The following is a 24,345-nucleotide window of genomic DNA, read 5'->3' as shown; positions in this document are numbered from 1 at the left end:
GGACCCAGGAGCTCTATCCTTGTCCCCGGCAAGGTCACAGCCCCGCCCATACCCGGGCACCAGCACCACAGGCCACCACACCCGGCCCCCGTAGCTCAGTGGATAGAGCAGGCGCCTTCTAAGCGCTTGGCCGCAGGTTCGAGTCCTGCCGGGGGCGCACCGCTACACACTGCGTTCTCGCAGGCCAGATAGGCTCAGGACCGCTCAGGTCCCCGACGGGCCCGCTCGACGATCTCGTTCTCCGTGAGCGGCACATCGTGGTGACTGAGGCAGATCGGCACCTCGATCTTGCTGAATCCGGTCCCCTCGCTCGCGGCGTTGAACATGCCGGCCCTGAGACCGGCGAGGTTGTCGAGGACCGCGTTCCGCGCCTGGGCCATGGTCCTGACGGCCTCGATGTGCGCGGGTTGGGTGAGTCGGCCGATGAACTGGTTCACGGTGTTGCCCAGCGCCTGGTTGTGGATCCCCCTGGGGAGCTGTGAGGCGAGGACTATCCCGAGTCCGTACTTGCGTATCTGGCGGATGAGGTCGACCGTGCTGTCCGTACTCGGATTCGGTGCGCCGGAGGGCACGAAGTTCTGCGCCTCGTCCATCACCAGCAGCCCGCCCAGGGCACGGTCGCCGACCGGGTGCGCCCTGAACCACGAGAACAAGGTCGCCTGGAGGCGGCTGACGAACTGGGCCCGTTCGTCGCCGGACAGGCCGATGAAGCTGATCACCGAGATACGGGCGGCCTTTCCCGGCGACGGGATCAGGAGCATGCCGGGATCGGCGGGTGCGCCGGACTCCCCGAACAGCGGGTCGGTCTCCATCGAGGCTTCCAGCGTGTCCGCCATCTGAACCGCGAAGCGACTGGTCCTGCTGTTCACAATTCCGCTCGGGGGCTCCGCGAGCAGCTCGACGAAGCCGGCCAGGGTCTTGCCGCCGTCGCGCGCGTACCGTTCGAGGGCACGTTTGAGGATCCCCAACTGCTGGGTCGCGCGCGCACTGCTGCCGCGTACACCGGCATGTGGCGCGAGTGAGGTCACCGTCGACCTGACCAGACGGGGGAAGTCGTCCTCGTCGTCGAGGACGGGACCGAAGTCGGGTAGCGGGTAGAAGGAGATCGGACGTCCCCGGTTCAGACCCGGTGTCCACACCACCACCTCGGCATCCGCGAAATAGCGGCGGGCCTCGCGCTCATGGTCGTCCGTCCAACCCGTCGGCGGGCGCGACCAGGGGTCGCCGAGCCGTGCGAGGTCGTCGTTCGGATCCAGCACGATCGCCGAGACGCCGCGCAGAGCGCACTGCTCCACGAGTCGCTTGATCAGGACCGTCTTGCCTGATCCGGCCGCGCCCACCACCGCGGTGTGCATCCGGAGCCGTTCCATGGGTACCGCGAACGAACGGCCGCCCCGGACCGTGGTTCCGACGACGATTTCGGTACGAGCGGGCTCGGCGTCCTCCGGTGTGCCCGCCGCATCCACCGCCACCCCGGCGCCGACTTCCGTGGTCGCGATGCCGAGATGCTGCCGTAGGTCTCTCAGTACCGGCGCGAAGACCTCGATGCGGGAAGCGGGGTGCTCCTGTCGCAGCCATTCGTCCAGGCCCGACGTACGGTCGTCGAGCATGGCCCGGAGGGCGGCCAGGGTCCGCAGGTCGGCGGAGCCGATCGGTAACGACACCCCGCCCCGCGCCTCGAAGTCGTCCTTGATGTCCTTGGTCCTGGGGCCGCTCGGGTACGGCGTGTTCCGCAGCAGGATCAGCCGCCGGCTCGCCAGTTCGGCCGTCAGGCCGGCCTCGACGGCCGCGTTGCGGATCCGGTTCTGGGCGGCGATGGCGTTGTTCGCGGCGATCGCCCGGAAGGACCAGTGGAATTCGTTCTCGCTGGCCTCGTCCACGACATAGCGCAACCGGGCGTGCAACGCCGCCTTGCGGCCGAAGTCGGTCTCGATGGAGAACCGTGTCTCGTCGGCACCGAGTTCCCTGACCAGACTCCGCAGCCCCGCGCCCAGCAGAGCGGGCATCAGCTCGTCCTCGGCCGGGTGTTCGAGCGGCCCGAGGTCGTCCGCCTCGGCACGGAGCTTGTCGAAGGTCTCCGTCAGCGTGCTCAGGTTGACGGCCCTCGCAGGTGCGGGCGGTGCGGCTACCGTGGGCTCCGCGCCCGCCAGGGAGGTCAGTTCGGCCGCCGTCCCGGTCTGCAGACACGCCTCGATGTGCTTCCGGACCCGGATGAGCAGCCGCCGTGCGGTGTAACGGTGCGGGGCTTCGGCCAGCGCCTCCGGGGTGACCGGCCAGGTGGGAGACCGCGGGGTGAACCCCAGCGACTCGTAGTAGGGCCGGAAGCGGCTGCTGACGATGGCGGCGGCGGTGGCCTCGTCGGGAATCGCGCCGAGCGTCGGCAGAACCTCGAACCGGTCCAGGGCGGACCGGACCGCCTCCCGGGAAATCTGCTCCCAGGTGTCCTCGTGGCACGCCACGACCAGCAGGGTCCGGCGGGCTTCCTCCCGCAGTTCCATCAGGCCGGTGGCGATCTCACCGCTCAGCCGTTTCGCGGCCCGGCCCTCGCCGGAGGCGGGCGACGTCAGCGACGACGTCTCCGCGGCGGACACCAGGGTGTCGAGCTGGTCGAAGGCGAACACCAGCGGTCCGACCAGGGCGAACAGGCGCGTCAGATCGCGGAGGACGAGTTGGGCCGGCCGGCCGCCCGGCGACATCCCCCAGGCGGCGCGCTTGTCCCCGTCGTCGTCGTTGAGCGCGAAGTAGGCCCTGCCGATCTCCACGAGATCGTCGGCGGAGGCCAGGAGCGCCAGCGCGCGGGCCGTGTCCGCGGCCTCGTTGCCCACCTGTCGGTCGATGGTCCGGATCCCCCGGACGAACGCGTCGACATGGTCGCGCGTCACCTCGCCCCGGCCGGTGACGGCGGTACGGGTGTCCGTGTCGAGGCGAGCCCGGCGCGACAGCTCGTCGAGCAGGCGGGTCAGTTGTTCCTGGCCGCCCTCGTCCTCCCGGTAGAGACTGTCGACGAGGCTGTCGGTGGCGCTCTCCCAAAAGCTCCGGCCGGTGACGAGCTTGATGTAGAAGAAGGAGCCGCCGCGCTCCTGGATCTCGTGGCGGGTCCAGCCGAGCAGATGCGTCTTGCCCGAGCCGGTCTCGCCACGCACCACGGCCGCAACCGGCGAGTGGGCGCGCTCGACGGCGCCCATAGCCCGCCCCAGCCGCCGGAACACCTCGGGATGAAGGCCGTCGACGTGGTAGGAGGTCACCGGCGTCCAGATCTCCTCCTGGGTCAGCGCGGTGCTGATGTACAGCGCCTCCAGGGCGGCGAGTTCCCCGTTCACGCCGGTCCGATCCGCAGCAGGTGGCGGGGTTCGCCGCCGATGTCGACGGCGGCCTTGCGGTCCTCTTCGCTGAGCGTGCGCCGGTTGAGCTCGCCCATCAGCTGGACGTCGTTCTGCTCGATCATCCGGTCGAGTTCGGCGTCGACGGCCCTTCGCGGCAAGCCCTCAAGCCATGGGCGCAGCGCCGACAGTCTGACCCAGCTGCCCGGCTTCCGGCGGCCGGTGAGTTCCGTGTAGACCGCGCGGATCCAGTCCTCGACATCGGGCCGGAAGAACTCGCCGAACTTGGTGTCGGAGCGGGCCAGATACTGTCCGACGTTACCCAGCACCGCATAGAGCACCCCGGCCGGGAACTTCGCTCCGTCCGGGCGTCCGGCCACCAGGGCGGACTCGCACCAGGTCCGGCCCGCAGGCGTGAGCTGGTGCGTGTTGACCGCGCCGCGCTTCCTGGTCACGATCCGCTCGGCATCCTGGTTCACCCGCCGTCGCACCACCGCGGTGATCTCCAGGCCGGCGAGTTCGCGCAGTTCACGGTTGGTCACCGGCCGTGCGACCACCATCAGGGCGAACAGCGATGCATGATCCCGTACGGTCAACTCCGTCGGCACAGTACCCCTCCTCGATGAGCCGAAATCCGGTCAGATGTCGAACCCCCGCCTGGGCACCAGTTCCACCCGGCCGGTCGTGCTGGACAACTCGCCCTCGACGGTGATCACCTGCCGTTCCCGATGCGCGGTGATCGCGCGGTCGTACGAGGCCTGGTCCGGGAGCCGCACCCAGACGGCCCGCCGGACCCGTTCGGTGTGCTCGGTGCGCAGCTCACCGCGGACCTTGATCCGCCACCGGTCGTTGCCGGAGGAGTCGTCGTGCAGCCCCTCGACCACACCGGAGACCGTCGCGGCACCGGTGGCGTTGAGGTCGCTGAGCCGCAGCGACGCGGCGTGCAGAAGCGATCCCGAGGTCTCCGGGAACGCGACGGCGTGTGACGGCACATCGAGTGGCTGCGAGCGTGCCCACCGGAAGCCGATCTCGAAGGGCTCGCTCCGGTCGTGGCCAGAGAGCTCGCTGAGCGCCTTGCACAGATCCGCGGAGACGCCGGCCGTGACGGTCTCGTCGAAGGCTGCGGGCGTGTCCGCCGCCACGGCTGCCTGGGCCGCGCTCACCGCCTCCAGCATCTGGACCAGCACGGCCCGACCGGTGACCTGCTCCCCGCTCGCGGTCCGGGCCGTCGCGTCCGCCGCCAGCCGGATCTCGACGACGTAGCTCCCGGCGCGGGAGGGGCCGAGTTCGGCTGCGCGCAAGAGGTCGCCCACCACGCCCGGTTGTCGGCCGGCGAAGGCGAAGTGCGGACCCTGCAGGACGGTGCGCGCCGCCGCCGTCAGGACGTTGCGGACACCCAGCACCGTCTGCGTGCCCAGGAGCAGCGAGGTGTAGCCGGGGTCGTGGCCGGTGGGAAACGTGCGGAAGGACTGCTTGTCCAGTTGTGGTCTTGCGATCTCCAGGGCGATGTCGCCCGCCGGCCGGTCCTCCAGCGCGCACAGACAGCGCAGGATCTCCCGTACTCGGCGGTCGCTGTCGCCCAGGCCGTCGCGAGCGGGTACCAGCACCTCGTAGTCGCCCGGGTACTGCCAGACACTCGCTCCGCGCCAGCCTTGCGGATCCCGCTCCCAGCCCGTTTCCGCCAGATAGCTGGCGATGTCGTCGACCTTCAGCGGAATCGTCATCGCTTCCCCTACCAGTCGGACTGCGTCTCGGCGAGCCGGCGCAACGAGGCGGCGGTGAGCACGTTCGCCGTCGGAACTCTGACCGGACGCCTTCGGCGACGGTCGGGGTCCTTGATCGGCTCCTCGGCGCGAAGCGAGACGAAGTAGCCGAGGTGACGGAGCATCACACCGTCGGTGCGCATGGCCGCGTACGCCTGGTTGTCGGCGGGGACGCAGATGACGAACAGAAACCGGGGCACGGTGAAGTCGGGGCCGGCGAGCTTGTTGAACTGCCGCTCGTTGAGCCCGCGGAAGTTCAGGTGGCCGGACGACACGGACGGCTTCGACCATGTCTTGATCTGAGCCTCGACAGTGGGTGACAGCGTCCGTCCGTAGCGGCCGGTGGCGCGGAACCCGAGGTCGACCCCGTCCGCGTCGATATCGCCCTGCACGACGATCAGCCCTGCCGCAGAGGCCAGCACACGGACGTAGTCTTCGCCGAACTTGCCCTGATGCTGCTTCGCATCGAGCACGAAAGCCCCCAATGTCCCCCTACGGTGGCACACAGTGGTCGGGATTTTACGGGCCGCGCCAACGACTGTCAGGGCCCCATATTGGACCTTCCGGCAGCCCTGCGAAACGACGGCCGGCAGGCAGCTGTTCATCCCCGATGCGATGTGTGTGTGGGGGGGGAAGACGGTCAGCGAGTCACTTCTGCTCGACCGGCGGGCACGTGCCCGTGTCCTCCCCGATCGAGTTGATCCCGGCGTTCGAGCGCGGGTCGCCCGCGTAGTCGACCTGGTCCGTGCACTTCGTGCCGGACTCGGCGGCTGTGCCCGACGGCTTGCCCGCCGTGGCGCCGGACCCCGTCGTACCGGACTCGCCCGTGCCCGACTGCGCGGTGCTCGCCCGCCCGCTCCCTCGGCCCCGCCCACCCCCCACCACCCCCACTAATCTGTCCGCCATGAACGCACCGGGGGACATGATCGACGGTCGCTTCGAGCTGGTCGCGCGGCTCGGCAGCGGGGGGATGGGCACGGTGTGGCGGGCGCGGGACAGCGTGCTGCACCGGGAGGTCGCCCTGAAGGCCGTACGGCACGACGCGGCGGCCTCGGAAGCCGTCCGCGAACGCGTGCTGCGGGAGGCACGGGCGCTGGCCCGGGTCAGCCACCCGAACGTGGTGATGATCCATCACATCGTGAACGACGACCCGCACCCCTGGCTCGTGATGGAGCTGGTCGAAGGCGTCTCGCTCCAGGAGCGGCTCACCGACGGCCCGTTGTCGCCCACGGAGGCCGCCCGGCTGGGCCGCCAGGTGCTCGGCGCCCTGCGCGCCGCCGACGCGGCCGGGGTGCAGCACCGGGACGTCAAACCCGCCAACATCCTGCTGCGCGCCGACGGCTCCGCGGTCCTCACCGACTTCGGCATCGCGGCGCTCCAGGGTTCCACCGCCCTGACGGCGACCGGCGAACTCATCGGCTCACCCGAGTACATCGCCCCCGAGCGGATCCGCGGCAACGACGACGACCCGGCGTCCGACCTCTGGTCCCTGGGGCTCGTCCTGTACGTGTGCGTGGAGGGCGTCAGTCCGCTGCGCCGCGGAACGACCCTGGCCACCCTGGCCGCCGTGCTCGACGACGCCCTGCCCCCGCCGGTGCGCTCCGGCCCGCTGGCACCCGTGCTCCAGGTCCTGCTCGTACGGGATCCGGCGGCCCGCCCCGACGCGGCACGCCTGGACGCGATGCTGGCGCAGGTCGAATCGGGTGCGACGCCGGACTGGGCCCTGCCGACGACGACCGCCCCGCTGCCGCCGGGCCCCACGACGCCCCCGGCCGGCGCCCCGGGCGTCCCGGCCGGCGCCCCAGGAGAAGAACCGACGCGTGTCGGGGACGACCGCCAGTCCGGGCACGAAGGACGCGGAGGGCGTGCCGCCCTCGTCGCCACCGTCGCCGTCGTCGTGGTCGCCCTCGCGACCGCCGCGACCGCTCTGGTGCTCACTCTGGGCGACCAGGGAGGCGGCGACGGCAAGGAGGACGGCGCCAAGGGCGCCGGGGCCCCCGCCACCACGTCGTCCTCGCCGGACTCCACGCCCTCACCGTCCTCGAAGCAGTCGTCGACGCCCACTCCGAAGCCCACGGCCGAGCCGTCCGCCCCCGGGTCCTCCCCCGGCTCCTCGCCCGCCTCCGGAGGCCGGTGGATCGCCCAGCTCTTCTCCGAACCGGTCGGCTCCGGCACCGCCGCCCGGGACCGGCGGCTCGCCGCCGTGCGCAAGTCCGTCCCCGAGGCCGTCTACCTCCGCAGCGACGACTACGCGTCCCTGCGCCCGGGTTACTGGGTCCTGTACGCGCCGGGCCCCTTCACCGACGGCCGCGAGGCCCTGGCCTTCTGCGAGGAGCGCGGCAGGACCACGCCGACCACGTGCGTCGGCCGGTACGCCAGCACGAGCGCGGCCGACTACAAGCTCCAGTGCCGCCCCCCGGCCGCCGACCCGACGGGCTTCTGCACCCGCCCGTGAACGGCGCACACCCGCGAACAGACCAGGCAGCTCATATGACCAATGACCCGGTATGACACATCTTGGTGAATGATGTCACGTTGAGTGCCGTTACCCGCTGTGAGTCCTCGCGTTGAAGGGGCAGTGCGGTCGCGTTCATGCCTCCGCGCTCACCGATTCGAAGGAGAAACGTGATGTCTCGCATCGCGAAGGCAGCCGTCGTCGCTCTCGGCACGGGTGCCGTTGTGCTCAGTGGTGCCGGTCTGGCCATGGCGGACGCGGACGCCGCGGGCACGGCCGTCGGCTCGCCCGGCGTGGCGTCGGGCAACGTCGTCCAGGTTCCGGTCCACATCCCGGTCAACCTCTGCGGCAACACCGTGAACGTCATCGCCCTGCTGAACCCGGCATTCGGCAACCAGTGCGCCAACATCAGCGACACCCACGAGGGTTACGGCCACTGAGTCGCCGCACCACCGAAGCGAAGGCCCCCGGCGGTATCCACCGCCGGGGGCCTCCTCGTGACCCACGCAGCACCCCACACGCGGCACCCCACGCACCCCACGCACCCGGGCGCCTCACCGCCCGCGCGCGCACTTCACCGCCCGCGCGCGCACTTCACCGCCCGCGCGAGCGCCTCACACGTACCGGTAGATCCGGCTGTGGTCCTCCAGTTGGTCCGGCGTCACGCCCCACGGGGGCATCTCCTCGTGCCGCGCGACGATCCGCCCGTACGCCCGCTCCCCCAGTTGCGGCGGCGACTCGGGCAGATACCGTGCGCCCTGGTGCCGCTTCTGCCAGCGCGTCCAGAGCAGGTCCACGAAGGAGTGGTGCAGCCAGAAGACGGGGTCGTTGACGGAGCCGCCGCCCAGCATGTGCCCGCCGACCCAGCGGTGGACGCGGTTGTGGTTGCGCCACGCGTCGTTGCCCCGCCCGGTCCCCCACCCCTCCAGCTTGTTGCGGAAGCCGCGGCCGGAGGTGGAGTCCCAGGGCTTCGTGTCGTACACGGGATCGTCGAGGGCGTCGGCGAGTTCGCCCGCGGTGGGCAGGGCCAGCGGATCGCGGGGCCTGCCGAAGTCGCGCGTGAGGTAGTCGCCGTCGGTCATCGACTCCTTGACGACCCACTTCTTGTGCCGGCGCGCGAACGGGCCGGTCGTCACCTGGTGGTCGGACCGGCGCCCGTTGCCCCCGAGGAGGTCCTCCGCCCACAGCGAGGCGGCGGGGGTGCGGTCCTTCGTCCAGTCCCAGTACGGCACGGACACCCCGGAGTCCACCCTGCGCAGCGCCCGCTCCAGGTCCAGCAGGAACCGCCGGTGCCAGGGCAGGAAGGAGGGGGTCATATGGGCCGCGCGCAGCCCGTCCTCACCGTCCGACACATAGTGGTCGATGTGCATGCGCACGAATTCGTCGTACTCGCCGGTGCGTTTGATCTCCAGGAACGCGCCGACGAGCCTGCGCTTCTCCGAACCTGTCAGCGCGCTCACGTTCTTACGCGTGTACGCCATGTCCGTGCCCCTCCCCCGGCTCCGCGTCCGCGGTGGCCGCGCGCAGCCGCAGCGTGCCGCCCAGTTCGTCCACGGCGGCGCGGGCGGCGGCCAGCGGTGTCGGGTACGCCTGGTAGTGGTCGATCATCGTCAGATAACCGCCGTCGGCCCGCCGCATGAGATGCAGCGGCCGGTCGTCCACCGTGACCCGCCAGGCCCCGGTGGGAGCCGTGCGCGCGTTCCCTGCCCGGCGTACGCCGCCGGCCGCCTCGTCCTTGCAGCCGCGGATCCGGCATCCGCCGTACATCTCGTCGAACCCGCCGGCGAACCGCGCCTCGAAGTCGGCCAGTTCGCGGGACGGCCCACCGGCGGGGCCACCCTGTGCGTACGGCCCACCGGCGGGGCCACCGGGCGCGTACGGCCCGCCGCGCGTCGGTGCCGATGCCGCGACGAACGGAGCCACCGCTGCCGCCACGGCCGCGGCGAGCACCCCTCTCAGGACCTCGCGCCGCGTGCCGTTCCCCACTCTCACCCGCATTCCCCGCCCCCTCGGATACGTCCTGTCCGCGCTGTCGGTGCCTACAGGCCCGGAGCGACGCCCAGGGTCGCGCCCGGTGCCGCCTGCAGGACCGGCGTCAGCACGGCCAGCTGGGGCAGCTTCGCGGCCGGGAGGCCGAGCATGTCGGCGCGCGGCGCGGTCAGCGGGGCGTCCAGCGAGGCGCCGGGCGTCAGGGCGCGCAGACCGGAGGAGGGCGTGCTGGCGGCGAGGTGGTCGAAGGTGTCCCCGAGCAGGCGCGGCACCGGCGTACGCAGGTCGACCGAGGGCAGGTCGCTGGTGACCGGCAGCTGCGGGAGGGCGCGCTCGGGCAGGAGCCGGCCCTCGACGTACCGCGGCCCGTCGGGGCTGCCCGGCGTGATCAGCGGCACGGTGCCGGCGATCCTGGGCATCTCCATGTTCAGGGCGTTCTCCACACCTTCCAGGGGCACGGCGACCGGAACCCCGTCGGCCGCGACGGCGGGCGTCGCGACGGCTGCCGCCACACAGGTGACGACGGCGGCAAGAGTTCCTCGGGTGGTCGACTTCATCAGGCACGGGCCTTTCGGGATTCGGGAGGGTGCGTCCGGAACGGGTAACGACCCGGCGCTCGGGATCCGGTCAAAATTCCCCCGGTCGACGCAATCTTCAGCTCGTCCATAAGTCCCACCGCAGCGTCGGCGCGAGCCTCCCGGGGCCCCGAGAAGCCCCGGGTCGCGCGATCGGGCGCGGTGCGCGGGCTCAGGCGCGCAGGCTGCGTGCCGGGACGAGGGCGTGCGTCGCGTTGTTCAGGGTCTCCTCGTCGCCGGCGAAGGCGGCCAGCGCCTCCGGCTCGACGGGCTTGCCCGGCTCGGCCTCGGCCCACGGGCGGGTGGTGAACAGGAAGTAGGCGTAGCCGCGTTCGCCGACGGCTTCGAGCCACTCGGGCGGTACGGGGCACTGGGCGTTGAGCTGGGTCATGCTGACGACGGCCTGACCCGACTCGACGAGGAGGCTGACCGGGAAGCTCGGCTGCCGGGTGGCATCGACGATCTCGTCGCCGAGGGGCAGTCCGTTGGCCTTCAGCAGCTGCTCGACGGCGGCCGCGGAGCCCTCGGGGCCGTTCGCGCCGTCGCCGAGGGAGTAGGCGAGGAGATAGGGCATGTCGCCGTCGGGCTGTTCACCGCTCCACGCCATGACGACGAGGGTGCCGAGGTCCGCGGCGGGGAAAGGGCGCGTTTCACTGGAGATTGAGGTCACCGCGGAACCGTATCGACGTGTCGGAATGCGTCCGCTCCCTTTCTCACCCGCCCGGGGGATTTCCTTGAAGGTCTCCACACGAACGAGGGACGGGGTCGAACGGGTGGGAAGAGGGAAACAGTTCGGACACCGGAAAGGAACAGCCGTAAGCGCGGCGAATGGGCGGGGACGGTGGGGGTGGGGCGGGAGGCCCTGCGCGAAGGGCCGGTCCGCGCTGATGCGCAACCGGCCCCGCGTCACTTCCACTCCCGTACGGATTCCGCGTCGCTTCCCGTCCTCAACGGACTCCGCGTCGCTTCCGTACGGCCCCGCGTCACTTCTGGAGGGGCAGCCCGCCCAGGAGACCCGTGGGTCCGCCCGCCGAGTTCAGGGCGTCCGTCGCGTCGTTGAGGGTGCTGAGCGCGGAGTCCTGGTTCTCCGTGTCGAGTGCCCTCGACTGCGACTGCAGGGGCATGGCGTCCACCGGCTGGGTGGTGAGCTGGGTGAGAGCCGAGTTGAGGCCGCCGTTGAGGCTCGTGGGAGGCGTGAGGTCGGCGGCAAAGGCGGGCGCGGCCACACCAGCGATGGCCATGGACCCGGCAACGACAGCGGCGGCCTTCAGGGACTTCATCGTGTTCCTTTCATCGGTGACTCGCGTCACCAGAGGGAATTCTCGGTGTTCAGGCACCGTGCATGCCTGCTCTCGCACTGCTCGCTGCCCAACGACCCCTCGTCCGGGCGGAAACCCCGAACGCTGAAAATTCCTGGAACCCACCCGATTGAAGGCTGTGTTTCATCACCAAATGGGATCCCTCATATGAGAACCCTGAAAGATTGTGCAAACACAGGTGGAACAGCCGTCGGGCCGGCCCGGGTGACGGGCCGGCCCGACGGCCGGGGCGGTGGCTGCTTCGCCTCAGCGACCGCTCCCCGACTGTGCGGCCGTGGTCGTCGGCAGCTTGGGCAGCCCCGGCAGGTTCGGTGCGGGCAGGGCGCCGCCCACCGCCACCGCGGCGACGAAGTCGACCATGCCGCTCACGGTCTGCTTCGCGGCCGTCCCCACAGCTGCGGAGTCTCCCGCGACCGCCGCCTCGACCAGGGAGTCGACCGAGCTCTGGAGGGCCTTGAGCGCGTCGGCCCTGAGGTCGGGCGCGGCCACGCGGCCGGACGCGTCCCGCGCGGGAAGCGCAGGGAGCGCGGGGGCACCGGGAAGCGCCGGCAGGATCGCCGGCGGAGCGACCGGGATCTCGGGATCGGCGGGTGAGTTCCCCTCCGCCGGCGTCTTCGGAACGGTCGGCGTCTTCGGAACAGTCGGCGTCTGCGGCTCGGTCGGTGTCTTCGGAACGGTCGGCGTCTGCGGCTCGGCCGGTGTCTTCGCCGGCGGGGTCTGCGGAGCGGCCGGTGCCGACGCCGTGACCTTGGCGACGGCCTCCTTCACCGCGTCGCCGAGCTTCGCGGCGTCGGCGGCGGGCAGCTTCCCGCCGTCGGCCTTGAGCGCGGCGGTGAGGAGGTCGGTGACCGGCTTCAGCACTCCGGCGACATCGGCGAGGCCGGCGGACTGTGCCAGCAGGGTGTCCGCCTCGGGCACCGGTGCCCGGACCGCTGTCGCGGGCAGCGCCGCGACGGGGGCGGCCGCGGCGCGGGCGCCGTGCGCCGGGTCGTGGTCGGCGGCCACGGCGGCGGGTCCGGCGATCCCCAGCAGGAAGGTGGCGCAGAGTGCGGAGGTCGCGATTCGCCGCGCGGGCAGAGCACGCATGGAGGGTCCTTTCGATGGTGCGTCGGGTCCTGTGCCCACCGTGGAATCGGTGACCTCCGCCTGCAACCGGTCGCACGCGCGCCGCGGCGGCCCGTACCCACCGCCGTGACCGTTGTCCCTGATGAGCCGCCATGCCCGGCCCCGCCGACGGCACTTGCCGCCCCTCCCCCCATTCGGGGCAACGCCGATCGGCCGCCCTCCCCGGAGGGAGGACGGCCGATCAGGGGCCGGGCTTCGACGTCAGTCGTTGGCGCACTCGTTGCCGAACGCCGGGTTCAGCAGAGCGATGACGTTCACGGTGTTGCCGCACAGGTTGATCGGCACGTGGACGGGGACCTGCACCAGGTTGCCCGACAGGACACCCGGGGAGTTCGCGGCTGCGCCGTGCGCGTCACTGTCGGCGGCGGCGATGCCGGCGGTGCCCGCCATGGCGGCGGCGGCAACGGAGGTAAAGACCAGGCCCTTCGCGATACGCGACATGGAGAGGTGCTCCTTGGGATTGAAACAACAACCGGGCGGGATGCCCGGCTCTGGAATCAACGCGCGGCACGGGCGCGGGTTGTGCCTCCAAAAGAGTGACGCTCCGAGCCGTTACCAGAAGCGGGCCAGGGGGTTATTCCGAGGCATGCACACGATTCCGACACACTTGACAGGTTTCACGGATAAATACGGATAGCGGCTACAGTTGCGTTCCTCCTCAGATCATCACAGACCGCCCCAGATCACCTCAGATCACTTGAAACGGACGGGGAGTCATGCCGGCACCCGTGTGATGTCCGCGTCCCGTCCGCCGATGTCCCCGTCTCGCAGGCCCAGGAGGGCCAGAACCTCCGCCGCCGAAATTCCCCCCGAAAGGGCAACGCCGGTCATGCGCAATTCCCTGGGTCTTCTGCTGCGCCGTGGGATGCTGGGTGCTTTTTCCCTCGCCTCGCTGTGGGTGCCGGGCGGACCGGCGGCGGCCGCCCCCGCCCCGCCGGACACCACGGCCGCACCGCCCGCCGCCGAGGCGGAGAGCCTCGCCTTCACCCAGCGGTACCGCGCGCTCGGGCACGGCGGGATCGTCCGGGCCGCCAACTCGTCGATCACCTGCCGCACACCCGTCGCGCCGACAGCGGTGTCGTGCCCCGCCGCCCGCGGTGGTCTGGCGGTCGCGAACGACGGCTTCGACATGTTCTACACGGACATCGACAAGGACCCGAACACCTACAACTCCAGCAGCGCCGAGGTCCGTCTGCCGTCGGGCGCCCGCGTCTCGTACGCGCGGCTGTACTGGGGCGGCAATCTGCGGGTCGGTGAGCAGAAGCCGCCCAAGGACAACGGACGGGTGCTGATCGCGGAGCCGGGCGGTCAGTACAAGCAGGTGCTCGCGGACACCCTCGTCGGGCACCGGGTCGCCCGGGGCGCGGACGCCTTCCAGGCCTCGGCGGACGTCACCCGGCTGGTGCGCTCCAGCGGCGCGGGCGCGTACACCGTGGCGCAGGTCAATGTGGCGATGGGGCACTCGGCGGCCGGCGCGTGGGGCGGCTGGACGCTGATGGTGGCGTACGAGAAGGCGTCGGAGCCGCTGCGGCATCTGGCGATCTGGGACGGCTTCGGCCCGCTGGGGCCGGACGAGGACCGGGTGGTTCGGGTGGACGACCTGCCGTTCCCCGCGGGGGCCACCGGCCGCATGGGGTTCGTCGCCTACAACGGCGACCGCGGGCGGAGAGGCGACTCGCTCACCGTGTCGGCCGGGCGGGGCGGGGCGGTCGCCCTCGGCAACAGCGCCAACCCCCGGGACGACGTACTGAATTCGACGATCGCCGAGTCCGACGGGGCGGCTTCCCGGCGGACGCCCTCGTATCCGAACACGCTCGGGTACGACTCCGACGTCCTCGATCTCCGCGAGGGTCTGCGGCGCGGCGGGGACCGGCTGGACTTCCGGCTGGCGTCGCGGCGGGACGCGGCCTGGGCCGGCGCGCTGTTCGTCGCCGTCGACGCGAAGCGCTGATGCCCTTCCCCTCTTCTCCCGGCCCCGACCCGGTTCCCCCCGCGCTCCCCGCGCTCCCCGCGAGCGCCGCCCATGAACGAGGAAGACCCCCATGCGACTGTCACCGACCGGCCCAGGACCGAGGCCACGGGTCCTGCACGTCTCCCAGCCCGTGGACGGCGGGGTGGGCCGCGTGGTCACCGACCTGGTGCGGGCGCAGCTGGCCACCGGCGCCGACGTCACCGTCGCCTGTCCGCCGGACGGCGGCCTCGCGACGGCGGCCGAGCTCCTGGGCGCGGACGTACGGCACTGGCACGCGACCCGCTCCCCCGGACCGTGGCTCGCCCAGGAGGTACGGAGTCTGCGCCGGCTCGTACGGGAGGTGCGGCCGGACGTCGTGCACGCGCACAGCGCCAAGGCCGGGCTCGCGGCCCGGCTCGCGGTACGCGGGCGGGTACCGACCGTGTTCCAGCCGCACGCCTGGTCGTTCGAGGCGGTCGGCGGTGCCACCGGCCTGTTCGCCCTCAACTGGGAGCGGTTGGGCGCCCGTTGGGCCTCTCGGGTGGTGTGCGTCAGCGAGGCCGAGCGGCGCACCGGGCAGCGGTCGGGGATCAGGGGCCGGTGGAGCGTCATCCCCAACGGCATCGACACCCGGAGCTTCCACCCGGCGCCCGTGCAGACCGTACGGGCCGGCATCGAACTGCTCGCAGGCGTCGACGCGGCGGCACCCCTAGTGGTGTGCGTCGGGCGGCTGTGCCGGCAGAAGGGGCAGGACGTCCTTCTGGAGGCGTGGCGCGAGGTGACCCGGCGGGTGCCGGCCGCGCGGCTCGTCCTCGTCGGCGACGGGCCGGACGCGCCGGCGCTGCGGGCCGCGGCTCCCCCGTCCGTGCTGTTCGCCGGGGCCGTCACCGACGCGATGCCCTGGTACCAGGCCGCCGATCTGGTCGTCCTGCCGTCCCGCTGGGAGGGCATGGCGCTGGCGCCGCTGGAGGCCATGGCCTGCGGGCGGCCCGTCGTGATCACCGATGTGGACGGGGCGCGCGAGAGCCTGCCGCCGGGCCAGGGGCCACGCTGCCTGGTGCCGTCCGAGCGGCCGGACGCGCTGGCCGGGGCCGTCGCCGAGCTGCTGCTCGACCCGCTGCTGCGCGAGTCGCTCGGTCATCAGGGACGCCGGTACGTAACGACCACGCACGACGTGCGGCGCACGGCCGCGGCCGTCGCCGACGTGTACCGCGATCTGATCGGCAGCTGGCCGACCGGGCGGGCCACGGGCGTGGACCACACCGAGTACAGGGAGTCCATCCACACGTGACTGCGGAAAGTACCGTTCCCTCCCCCGGCGGCCGGCCGCGGGCGGCGGACCACGGATTCACGACCGTCCCACCCGTCTCATCGGGCTCGCCCGTCTCGGTCATGCCGCCGCGCGAGGCCGTCGGCGGCTTCGCGTTCCCCAGCGGCAGACGGCCCTTCGTGCACCGCGTACGCGCCGTGCACCGCGTACGGCACGTACGGCGGCCCTCACGGCTGCCCCTGCCCGCCGTGGACATCGGCGCGGCGCTGGCCGGCGGCGCCCTGGCCCTGCCCTGGCCGCATCCGCTTCCGCTCGCCCTGCTGGTGCTCGCGGTGCTCCGGCTCAACGCGCACGCGTCGCTGTACCGCGTCACGTCCACACCCGCCGTACCGGCCTTACTGGACGAACTGCCCGCCGTCTGCGCCCGGATCGCGGTGGGCTGGTGCGCGCTCGCGGCCCTGCTGGCGGCGTACTCCCCGCAGCACGCGCTGGACGCCCGCGCCCTGCTCCTCGGCTGCGCGGTGCAGTCGCTGGTGAGCTGCGCGGGCCGCGGCATCGTGCACGGGCACCGGCGCCGGGCGCTCCAGCGGCGCCCGCGCGCGGCCCTGGTGGTCGGCCGCACGGTCGACGCGCAGCGCGTGGCCGCCGCGTTCCTGCGGCAACCGGGTTGCGGGGTACGGCCGGTGGGTGTCGTCGCCGACGAGGCGAGCGACGGCGAGGGGCTGCCGGTACTGACCACCGGCGAGGAGGTCCAGCGGGCCCTCATCCAGAACGGCGTGCAGGACGTGCTCGCCGTGGCCCCGTCCGGCTGGACCGAACAGGCCGCGCTGCTGCGGGTGTTGGGCGAGTCGGGCTGCGCCGTGTGGGAGGTGCGTGCGGAGTCGCCGGCGCACGGGCGCTCCGACCGGCTCGCCGGATTCGCCTGCCGACGGCTGCCCCTGGGCCGCCGGTACGGGAGCGCCGGGAAGCGGCTGCTCGACGTGCTGGTCTCCGGGTCCCTGCTCGTGCTGGTCAGCCCGGTGCTGCTGGTGTGCGCGGTCGTGCTGCGGGCCGTCGACGGGCCCGGTGTGGTGTTCCGGCAGGAACGCATCGGCAAGGACTGCCGGCCGTTCACGCTGCTGAAGTTCCGTACGCACCGGCCGGTCGACGCCCACGAGGCGGCGACGCGCTGGAGCGTGGCGAACGAGCACGAGATGTTCTGGTTCTGCCGCTTCCTGCGGCGCACGTCGCTCGACGAGCTGCTCCAGTTGTGGAACGTCTTCTGGGGCGACATGAGCCTCGTCGGACCGCGCCCCGAACGGCCGTTCTTCGTGGGCCAGTTCAGCCAGACGTACCCCGGTTACGCGGCCCGCCACCGGATGCGCACCGGGATCACCGGGCTCGCGCAGATCAACGGGCTGCGCGGCGACACCTCGATCGAGGACCGCTGCCGGTTCGACAACGCGTACATCGACGACTGGTCGCTCTGGCAGGACGTCTGCATCCTGGCGCGCACCGCGGTCTCGCTCGTGCGTCCGACGGGGAGCTGAACCGGTGACCCAGGTCCTGCCCGCCCCGCCCCTGGTCTCCGTCGTGACCGCGGCGCCCCGCCGCTTCCTTCCCGTGCTGCCCGTGATCGCGCTGATCGTGACGCTCGCGCTGCCGGTCTCCGGGGACGGCGGCGGCACCCTGGCCGACGCCGTGTCCGGGCTGGTCGTGGTGTGCTGCGCACTGCGTCTCGTACGCGGCCGGCGACGCCCCCTGTCCCGTACCGCCGCCGTGGTGCTCGGGCTGCCCGTCGTCGGGGTCGCGGTGGCGACGGCCGGCGCGGCCTCGGCCGGGGTGGGGGCCGAGGGGCTCGTGCGCTATCTGCAGATCTTCGTGCTGGTACCGGCGGCCGTGATGCTGCTGGTACGCGACCGCCGTGACGCCCGCCTGGTCGCCTGGTCGCTCGTCGGGCTCGCGCTGTGGCAGGGGGCGCTCGGGGTCCACCAGTTCGTGACCGGGACCGGGGCCTCGTACCAGGGCGAGATGATCCGGGCCGTGGGCACCTTCGGGGCCACGGACATCATGGGCATGGCGGCCGTGGTGGCGTTCGGGCTGGTGTGCGCGCTCGGTCTCGCGCTCGGGTCCGGGCCCGCGCGGCAGCGGACCGCGGCGGCGGTGTGCGCGCTGGCGCTGCTGCTGCCGCTCGCGCTGTCGTTCAGCCGGGGCGCGTGGATCGCGACGGCCGTGACCTGCGGGGCGCAGCTCGTACTCGCCGGACTGCGGCGGGCCGTGCGGGTGTTCGCGGCGGTGGCGGCCACCGCGGTGGTCCTGGTGGGCGGGCTCGGGGTGGGCTCCGCGATGCTCCAGGAGCGGATCAGCAGCATCACGCAGGTCGCGGACGCGCCGGACCAGTCGGTGACCGACCGGTACACGATGTGGACGGCCGCCGTCGACATGTGGCGCGACCAGCCGCTGACCGGGGTGGGGATGAAGGGCTTCCCCGACCATCGCGACGGGCACGCCTCGCTCGCGCTGTCGTCGGGCAGTGACACGGACGGGGCTGGCGCCGGTTTCCGGCGCCAGCCGCTGCTGTCACCGCACAACATGTATCTGCTGATCCTCAGCGAACAGGGCCTGCTGGGGCTGCTCGCGCTGGCCGGGAGCTGGCTGGCGCTACTGGTCCTCGGACTCCGCAAGCTCTTCCGCGCACGGCGTTCCGCGAGCGGCCCCGACTGCGCGCTCGTCGCCTGCGGGCTGCTGCTCTGGCAGCTGGTCGACTTCGTGTACGCCGACATCGGCGGCCCCTCGACCGTGCTGACCGCGCTGGTGCTCGGCTTCGCCGCGTGGTGGGCACTGGCCGACGAGGGCGCCCACGGGGATGCCCACGAAGGGGCCGGGGAACGATGACGGTGACGCCTTCCCGGGCCGGGGACGAGGGAACGACGGCGCGAGCCGGCCGCCGTCGGCGGACCGGAACCGAATCCGGGGCCGCGGGCGGGACCGAAGCAGGGACCGGGGGCGAGGACGAGGTCCAGTTGCCCGGCGCCCGTGCGGCGACGGCCGGCGCCGCGCATGGCGGGGCCACACCCACCGGCACCGCTCCGGCGAGCGCCGCACCCGTCTCGTCCGGCAGCGCGTCCGCCGCGGACCGCCCCGCCGAAGTCCCCCCGCCCACCCGCGGGTTCCTCGCCAAGGCCACGCTGGTCACCGCCGCCCTCTCCATCGCGGGCGCGCTGCTCGGCCTCGGCCGGGACCAGGCGCTCGCGCATCTCTTCGGGGCCGGCACCGAGACGGACGCCTTCCTGGTCGCGTGGACCGTGCCGGAGGTCGCGGCGACGCTGCTGATCGAGGACGGGATGGCCTTCGTGCTGGTCCCGGCGTTCAGCCTGGCCGTGGCCCGGCGGGCCCGCGGAACCGGCAGCGGCAGCGGCAGCGGCAGCGGCGGGGACCCCGTTCGCGCACTCGTCGCCTCCACCCTGCCCCGTATCGCGCTGGTCCTCGTGGGGGTCGCCGCACTGCTGATCGCCGGGGCGCCCTATCTGGTCGCGGGGCTCGCGCCGGGACTGCCCGACCCCGGGCTCGCGGTCGACTGCACCCGGCTGACGGCGACCTGCGTCCTGAGCTTCGGCCTCGCCGGCTACTGCAGCGCGGCGCTGCGCGCCCACCGCCGCTTCCTGGCCCCGGCCGCCATCTACGTCGCCTACAACACCGGCATCATCACCGCGATGTTCGTGCTCGGCGGCCACTGGGGCGTACGGTCGGCGGCCATCGGTGTAGCGCTGGGCGGCTGCCTGATGGTGGCGGCGCAGACTCCTTCCCTCGTACGGCAGTTGTTCGGCCGCCACCGCTCCGCGCCGGCGGCCGTGGCCCCGGCGGGAGCCTCGTCGCAGGCCGCAGGACCGAACGCCGAACAGCCCTCGGAGCAGGCGCCGAAGCAGTCGGTGACGCACGCGGTGAATCTCGCCCTCGTCGTCCCGGTCCTGCTCTTCGCACTCTGCCGACAGTCCCAGGTCCTCATCGAGCGCTACCTCGCCTCCAGCCTCCCCTCCGGGGCCATCTCGCACCTGAACTACGCGCAGAAGGTGGCGCAGATCCCGATGACCCTCTCGCTGATGCTCTGCACGGTCACCTTCCCGGTGCTGGCGCAGGCGCTCGCCGAGGGCGACACCGAGCGGGCCCGCCAGCGCGTCGAGCACGACGTCTCGGTCGCCGCGTGCATAGTCCTGCTGGGCGCGGCGGCGGTCTTCGCGTGCGCACCGCAGATCATCGAACTCCTCTTCCAGCGGGGCGCATTCGCCGCACGGGACACGGCGGCGACGGCGACCGTCATGCGGGTCTACTCGGTGGGGCTGCTCGGCCACACCCTCGTGGGCGCGCTCGTCCGGACGTACTTCTCGGCCGGCCGCCCCACCTGGTACCCGCTCGCGGCGATGACCGCGGGCATCGTCGCCACCTCGTGGATCGGCGCCGCGACCGTCGGCGCCTGGGGGGTGTCGGGGATCGCCGCCGCCAACGCGATCGGGATCACCCTCACCGCGGCGCTGCTGCTGTCCGGCATGAACGAGCGGCGCAGCGTGCCGATCCACACCCGCCGGGTCGTCCACGAACTCAGCAAGCCGCTCCGCGCGGCCGGGTGCGCGGCCGTGGCGGGCGCCCTGTGCGCGAGCCGTTTCGACCCGCCCGCGCTCGCCCTGTCCACCGGTGGCCTGACCGTCACCGTCGTCTACGTACTGCTGCTCCGGTTGCTCGGCGTCCAGGCCGTCGCACCCGCCTTCCGAACCGCCCTCCGTTCCGTCACCCGAAGGCTGCCGCATGCCCGTTTCCGCTGACCCGACCGATCCGACCGATCCGATCGGCCCGACCGACGCCCCCCGTACCGAGAGACGCACCCGGACGGTCTCGGCGCCCCTGTGGGTGGCGATGTACCACTCGGTGGGCGACTGCTCCGACGACCCGTACCGCATCACGGTCTCCCCCGACCGGCTCGACCGGCAGCTGGGCCGGCTGCACCGCCGGGGCCTGCGCGGGGTGGGCATGGCGGAGCTGCTCGCGGCCGGCGCCCGGGGCGAGGCCCGGGGCCTGGTGGGCCTCACCTTCGACGACGGCTACGCGGACTTCGCCGACAACGCCCTGCCGGTGCTCCGGCGCTGGGGTTTCGGCGCCACCGTGTTCGTCCTGCCGGGCAGGCTCGGCGGCACGAACGAGTGGGACCCGCTCGGCCCCCGCAAACCCCTCCTCACCGCCGACGGCATCCGCCGGCTCGCGGACACCGAGGGCCTGGAGATCGCCTCGCACGGCCTCACCCACGTCGACCTCACCCTCGCCGACGACGCGCTGCTCGGCGCCGAGATCGGCGGCAGCCGGGCCCTGCTCTCCGAGCTGACGGGCCGTGAGGTCCAGGGCATGTGCTACCCGTACGGGACGGTCGACCGGCGGGTCGCCGACGCCGTCCGGGCCGCCGGTTACGGCTACGCGTGCGCGATCGACCCCGGCCCGCTCACCGGCGTCTTCGCCCTGCCCCGGGTCCACATCGGGGAGAACGACACCTCCTGGCGGCTGGGGCTGAAGTACCGCCTGGCCCGGCTGCGCCGACGCGCGGTCCCCCTGACGGCCGACCCGGTGACGGAGGCGGCCCGGTGAAGGCCCTGCACGTCATCACCGGGCTCGGGGTCGGCGGGGCCGAGCAGCAACTGCGGCTGCTGGTGCGCAACCTGCCCGTCGAGTGCGACGTGGTGACCCTCACCAACCCGGGCGCGGTCGCCGAGGGCCTCGTCGCGGACGGCGTGCGCGTCACCCACCTCGGCATACAGGGCAACCGCGACCTCGCGGCGCTCCCGCGCCTGGCCCGGCTGATCCGCCGCGGCCGCTACGACGTCGTCCACACCCATCTCTACCGGGCCTGCGTGTACGGCAGGACCGCCGCGCGCCTCGCCGGGGTGAAGGCCGTCGTGGCCACCGAGCACTCGCTCGGCGACTCGCAGATGGAGGGCCGCCGGCTCACCCCGGGCGTCCGGGCGCTCTATCTGGCCAGCGAGCGCCTCGGCCGCTCGACGGTCGCGGTCTCGCCCACGGTCGCCGAACGGCTGCGCCGCTGGGGCGTGCCGGGCCCGCGCATCGAGGTCGTGCCGAACGGCATCGACGTGGACCGCTTCCGCTTCGACGCGGCCCGGCGCGAGAGCACCCGGCGGCGGCTGGGGCTGCCGCAGGGGGCGTACGTCGTCGGGGGTGTCGGGCGGCTCACCGCGGGCAAGCGGTTCGAGGTGCTGGTCCGGGCGCTGGCCGAACTGCCGGACGACGTCTGGCTGCTGCTGGTCGGCGGCGGCCCGGAGGAGAACGTGCTGCGGCGGGCGGCGCAGCGCATGGGGGTCGCCGACCGGGTGCTGTTCACCGGCGAGCGCCCCAACGGGCCCGCGTCGGCCGACGGTGCGGACGGCCTCGACCTGCCGTCCCTGACCGGTGCCATGGACCTCCTCGCCTCGCCGTCCGCGGAGGAGGCCTTCGGGCTCGCCGTGGTGGAGGCCCTGGCGGCGGGTCTGCCCGTGCTCTACGTCTCCTGCCCGGCCGTCGACGACCTCCCCCGGGACGCGGCCCCCTTCGCCCGGCGGGTGCAGGGCGGCGCGGACTCCTTCGTACGGGCCGTGCGGCAGGCCCGCGCGCAGGGCCCCGGGCCGCGCTCCGCGCCGGAGGCGGCCCACCACTACAGCATCGCCCGCAGTGCCGACCGGCTCATGGACATCTACACGGCCGCAACTCTGGGAGTGAGTTCCACATGACCGACAACCCCATCCGTGTCACCGGACGGCCGGGAACGGCACTCGCGCGGGCCAGGGCGCTGCCCCCGTGGTCCCTGCTCGCCGCGGGCGCCCTCCTCGGCGGAGTGCTCGGCGGCTCGTACGGCGTCCTGAAGACACCGCAGTACAGCGCCACGAGTTACGTCATCGCCGTCCCCACCGAGCAGTCGGACCCGGCGGCGGCGCTCGGCTTCGCACAGGCCTACGGGCGGGTCGCCACCCAGCTCGCGGTGCTCGGCGACGCCCAGGTGTGGGCGGGCGTACCGGTGTCGACCCTGCGGGAGAGCGTGCGGACGGCGACCTCGCCGGACGCGCCGATGGTCGCCGTGACCGCCACCTCCGCCCGGCCCGACCTCGCCGCGGACATCGCCAACGCCGTGTCGCGCTCGCTGACCCGGCACGCGAACGACACCGAGGGCAGCACGCATGTGGAGCTGCTGCAGTTCTCGCGGGCGATCAAACCCACGGAGGCGTCCTCGGCGTCCGCGTCGGTGACCGGTCTCGTCGGCGCGAGCGCCGGCGGACTGCTCGGCGGACTCGCGCTGCTGGTCCGCCCGCGCCGCGCCCCGGGGGCCGCGCCCACGGCCTCGGTGCCGGGCCCCGCCACCGCCGCCGACGTCCACGGACAGCTGTGAGAGCCGCGCTGCGGGCTCAGCCGCAGACCGAGCTGCGTACGGAACTGTGCACGGACGAGCGGGAGTTCGGGCGGCTGGCCGAGGAGTGGGGAGGGCTGTACCGGCACTGCGGCACGGCGACCCCCTTCCAGAGCCACGCGTGGCTGCACTCGTGGTGGCTCTCCTACGGCACGCCCGGCCGGCTCCGGCTCGTACTCGTCCGCGACGGCGGCGAGCTGGTGGCCGCCGCCCCGCTGATGCTCGTACGGCAGCCGTGGCCCGCCCTCGTACCGCTGGGCGGGTCGATCTCCGACTTCGGGGACGTGCTGATCGAGGACGGCGAGCGCGCCGACCGGGCGGCCGCCGCGCTGGCCGAGGGGCTGGCCGCCGCCGCGCGCACCGCGCTGATCGACTTCCGTGAGGTACGGCCCGGGGGCGCGGTGGAGCGGGTGTACGCGAGCTGGCGCGGGCCCCGGCGGCAGGTGCCGGACTCGCTGTGCCTGGAGCTGCCCGCCGTGCCGATGGACGACCTGATCGGACGGCTGGCGACGGCCAAGGCGCAGCAGCGGGTCCGCGCCAAGCTGCGCAAGCTGTCCACGCTGGGGGTCGAACGGCGGGCCGTGCGCCCCGACGAGGTCGACACGGCGCTGCGCAGGCTCCTGGAGCTGCACCGGCTGCAGTGGCAGGGCCGCAAGGTGACGTCCGAGCATCTGCAGGATCGCTTCGCCGAACACCTGATCCGTTCGGTGGGGCCGATGGTCCGCGCCGGGGACGCGGTGGTGACCGAGTTCCTGGTGGACGGGACCGTGGTGGCGGTCGACCTGACGCTCCTGTCGGACCGGCTGGCGGGCGGCTATCTGTACGGTGCGCATCCGCAGCTGCGGGAGCGCAAGGCGGACGTGGCGACGATGCTGCTGCACGCCTGCGCCCAGCACACCGCGGCGGGCAGCGGGACGGGCAACGGGACGGGCGGTCGCCGGGTGCTGAGTCTGCTGCGCGGCAACGAGCCCTACAAGCACCACTGGCGCCCGCAGCCCGTCGTCAACCAGCGTTTCCTGCTGGCCAGACGGCGGACGGCACCGCTGATGTCCGCCGCCGTCTGTGACGTGGCCGCCCGCAGCAGGGGCAAGAAGCTGCTCGACCGGTTCCTCGACTGGAGGGAACGCGGTGGCGGCAGGCCCTGACCGGCCCGCCGCCACCGCGTTC

At 72.9% G+C, this 24,345-nt stretch carries 23 protein-coding genes and 1 tRNA gene; 12 read left to right on the top strand and 12 right to left on the bottom strand.

Translation table 11 applies throughout. The features are described from left to right. Nucleotides 1-84 precede the first annotated feature (84 nt). Nucleotides 85-157, top strand: a tRNA-Arg gene (locus tag J8N05_RS12050). Between the two features lie 37 nt (nucleotides 158-194). Here the strand turns inward: J8N05_RS12050 and J8N05_RS12045 are convergent. The 5 genes from J8N05_RS12045 to J8N05_RS12025 form a co-directional block, all read right to left on the bottom strand. Then, nucleotides 195-3,320 (bottom strand): ATP-binding protein, encoded by a 3,126-nt coding sequence (locus J8N05_RS12045; protein WP_210882498.1) that lies wholly within the window; start codon nucleotides 3,318-3,320, stop codon nucleotides 195-197. Then, complete coding sequence (locus J8N05_RS12040; protein ID WP_210882497.1) at nucleotides 3,317-3,928, bottom strand: hypothetical protein; 612 nt, start codon at nucleotides 3,926-3,928, stop codon at nucleotides 3,317-3,319. Before J8N05_RS12040 ends, J8N05_RS12045 begins: the two co-directional genes overlap by 4 nt. Nucleotides 3,929-3,958: 30 nt before the next feature. After that, on the bottom strand, nucleotides 3,959-5,044 hold the full coding sequence (locus J8N05_RS12035) for a hypothetical protein (RefSeq protein ID WP_210882496.1): 1,086 nt from the start codon (nucleotides 5,042-5,044) through the stop codon (nucleotides 3,959-3,961). A gap of 8 nt (nucleotides 5,045-5,052) precedes the next feature. After that, nucleotides 5,053-5,556 (bottom strand): DUF4365 domain-containing protein, encoded by a 504-nt coding sequence (locus tag J8N05_RS12030; RefSeq protein WP_210882494.1) that lies wholly within the window; start codon nucleotides 5,554-5,556, stop codon nucleotides 5,053-5,055. A 175-nt stretch (nucleotides 5,557-5,731) separates the two neighbouring features. Next, the gene (locus J8N05_RS12025; RefSeq protein ID WP_210890604.1) at nucleotides 5,732-5,989 is read right to left on the bottom strand and encodes a hypothetical protein; all 258 of its coding nucleotides are present in this window, start codon (nucleotides 5,987-5,989) and stop codon (nucleotides 5,732-5,734) included. Here J8N05_RS12025 and J8N05_RS12020 point away from each other — a divergent pair. Beyond that, nucleotides 5,988-7,538, top strand: coding sequence for a serine/threonine-protein kinase (locus tag J8N05_RS12020; protein ID WP_210882492.1), 1,551 nt, complete (start codon nucleotides 5,988-5,990; stop codon nucleotides 7,536-7,538). The two genes, J8N05_RS12025 and J8N05_RS12020, sit on opposite strands and share 2 nt — an antisense overlap. Before the next feature lie 173 nt (nucleotides 7,539-7,711). After that, on the top strand, nucleotides 7,712-7,978 hold the full coding sequence (locus tag J8N05_RS12015; RefSeq protein WP_210882490.1) for a chaplin: 267 nt from the start codon (nucleotides 7,712-7,714) through the stop codon (nucleotides 7,976-7,978). Between the two features lie 174 nt (nucleotides 7,979-8,152). Here the strand turns inward: J8N05_RS12015 and J8N05_RS12010 are convergent, their stop codons facing one another. From J8N05_RS12010 to J8N05_RS11980, 7 genes are all read right to left on the bottom strand, one after another. Then, entirely contained in the window at nucleotides 8,153-9,019 is an 867-nt protein-coding gene (locus J8N05_RS12010) for a tyrosinase family protein (RefSeq protein WP_210882489.1), read from the bottom strand. Next, nucleotides 9,003-9,536 carry a tyrosinase family oxidase copper chaperone gene (locus J8N05_RS12005; protein WP_210882488.1) on the bottom strand — a complete coding sequence of 178 codons (534 nt, stop codon included), beginning with the start codon at nucleotides 9,534-9,536 and terminating at the stop codon, nucleotides 9,003-9,005. The genes J8N05_RS12010 and J8N05_RS12005 overlap by 17 nt, the downstream gene beginning before the upstream one ends. Before the next feature lie 41 nt (nucleotides 9,537-9,577). Next, complete coding sequence (locus tag J8N05_RS12000; protein ID WP_210882487.1) at nucleotides 9,578-10,084, bottom strand: hypothetical protein; 507 nt, start codon at nucleotides 10,082-10,084, stop codon at nucleotides 9,578-9,580. A 190-nt stretch (nucleotides 10,085-10,274) separates the two neighbouring features. Next, nucleotides 10,275-10,772 carry a DUF5949 family protein gene (locus J8N05_RS11995; protein ID WP_210882486.1) on the bottom strand — a complete coding sequence of 166 codons (498 nt, stop codon included), beginning with the start codon at nucleotides 10,770-10,772 and terminating at the stop codon, nucleotides 10,275-10,277. A 313-nt stretch (nucleotides 10,773-11,085) separates the two neighbouring features. After that, complete coding sequence (locus J8N05_RS11990) at nucleotides 11,086-11,382, bottom strand: hypothetical protein (protein WP_210882485.1); 297 nt, start codon at nucleotides 11,380-11,382, stop codon at nucleotides 11,086-11,088. Nucleotides 11,383-11,667: 285 nt separating this feature from the next. Beyond that, the gene (locus J8N05_RS11985; RefSeq protein WP_210882483.1) at nucleotides 11,668-12,507 is read right to left on the bottom strand and encodes a hypothetical protein; all 840 of its coding nucleotides are present in this window, start codon (nucleotides 12,505-12,507) and stop codon (nucleotides 11,668-11,670) included. A 240-nt stretch (nucleotides 12,508-12,747) separates the two neighbouring features. Beyond that, on the bottom strand, nucleotides 12,748-12,987 hold the full coding sequence (locus J8N05_RS11980; protein ID WP_107016158.1) for a chaplin: 240 nt from the start codon (nucleotides 12,985-12,987) through the stop codon (nucleotides 12,748-12,750). Nucleotides 12,988-13,375: 388 nt separating this feature from the next. Here J8N05_RS11980 and J8N05_RS11975 point away from each other — a divergent pair, with 388 nt between their 5' ends. The 9 genes from J8N05_RS11975 to J8N05_RS11935 all read left to right on the top strand — a co-directional run bounded on the left by J8N05_RS11975 (nucleotide 13,376) and on the right by J8N05_RS11935 (nucleotide 24,323). Next, nucleotides 13,376-14,497 carry a DUF3344 domain-containing protein gene (locus J8N05_RS11975; RefSeq protein WP_210882482.1) on the top strand — a complete coding sequence of 374 codons (1,122 nt, stop codon included), beginning with the start codon at nucleotides 13,376-13,378 and terminating at the stop codon, nucleotides 14,495-14,497. Nucleotides 14,498-14,588: 91 nt separating this feature from the next. Then, nucleotides 14,589-15,788 (top strand): glycosyltransferase, encoded by a 1,200-nt coding sequence (locus tag J8N05_RS11970; protein WP_210882481.1) that lies wholly within the window; start codon nucleotides 14,589-14,591, stop codon nucleotides 15,786-15,788. Further along, nucleotides 15,785-17,296 carry an exopolysaccharide biosynthesis polyprenyl glycosylphosphotransferase gene (locus tag J8N05_RS11965; RefSeq protein WP_210882480.1) on the top strand — a complete coding sequence of 504 codons (1,512 nt, stop codon included), beginning with the start codon at nucleotides 15,785-15,787 and terminating at the stop codon, nucleotides 17,294-17,296. Before J8N05_RS11970 ends, J8N05_RS11965 begins: the two co-directional genes overlap by 4 nt. 4 nt (nucleotides 17,297-17,300) lie before the next feature. Beyond that, nucleotides 17,301-18,641: an O-antigen ligase family protein gene (locus J8N05_RS11960; protein WP_407699898.1), complete on the top strand. Its 1,341-nt coding sequence runs from the start codon at nucleotides 17,301-17,303 to the stop codon at nucleotides 18,639-18,641. Next, the gene (murJ, locus tag J8N05_RS11955; RefSeq protein WP_210882479.1) at nucleotides 18,638-20,563 is read left to right on the top strand and encodes a murein biosynthesis integral membrane protein MurJ; all 1,926 of its coding nucleotides are present in this window, start codon (nucleotides 18,638-18,640) and stop codon (nucleotides 20,561-20,563) included. Before J8N05_RS11960 ends, murJ begins: the two co-directional genes overlap by 4 nt. A 91-nt stretch (nucleotides 20,564-20,654) precedes the next feature. Beyond that, nucleotides 20,655-21,374, top strand: coding sequence for a polysaccharide deacetylase family protein (locus J8N05_RS11950; protein ID WP_210890145.1), 720 nt, complete (start codon nucleotides 20,655-20,657; stop codon nucleotides 21,372-21,374). Further along, entirely contained in the window at nucleotides 21,371-22,507 is a 1,137-nt protein-coding gene (locus J8N05_RS11945) for a glycosyltransferase (RefSeq protein WP_210882478.1), read from the top strand. Before J8N05_RS11950 ends, J8N05_RS11945 begins: the two co-directional genes overlap by 4 nt. After that, on the top strand, nucleotides 22,504-23,160 hold the full coding sequence (locus J8N05_RS11940; protein ID WP_210882477.1) for a YveK family protein: 657 nt from the start codon (nucleotides 22,504-22,506) through the stop codon (nucleotides 23,158-23,160). The genes J8N05_RS11945 and J8N05_RS11940 overlap by 4 nt, the downstream gene beginning before the upstream one ends. Then, on the top strand, nucleotides 23,157-24,323 hold the full coding sequence (locus tag J8N05_RS11935; RefSeq protein WP_247706240.1) for a GNAT family N-acetyltransferase: 1,167 nt from the start codon (nucleotides 23,157-23,159) through the stop codon (nucleotides 24,321-24,323). Before J8N05_RS11940 ends, J8N05_RS11935 begins: the two co-directional genes overlap by 4 nt. Nucleotides 24,324-24,345 lie beyond the last annotated feature (22 nt).

Origin of the sequence: Streptomyces liliiviolaceus (assembly GCF_018070025.1) — a bacterium.
GTDB lineage: Bacteria > Actinomycetota > Actinomycetes > Streptomycetales > Streptomycetaceae > Streptomyces > Streptomyces liliiviolaceus.
The sequence above is the reverse complement of the archived record's forward strand: the minus strand, read 5'-3'. Positions and strand labels throughout refer to the sequence as shown.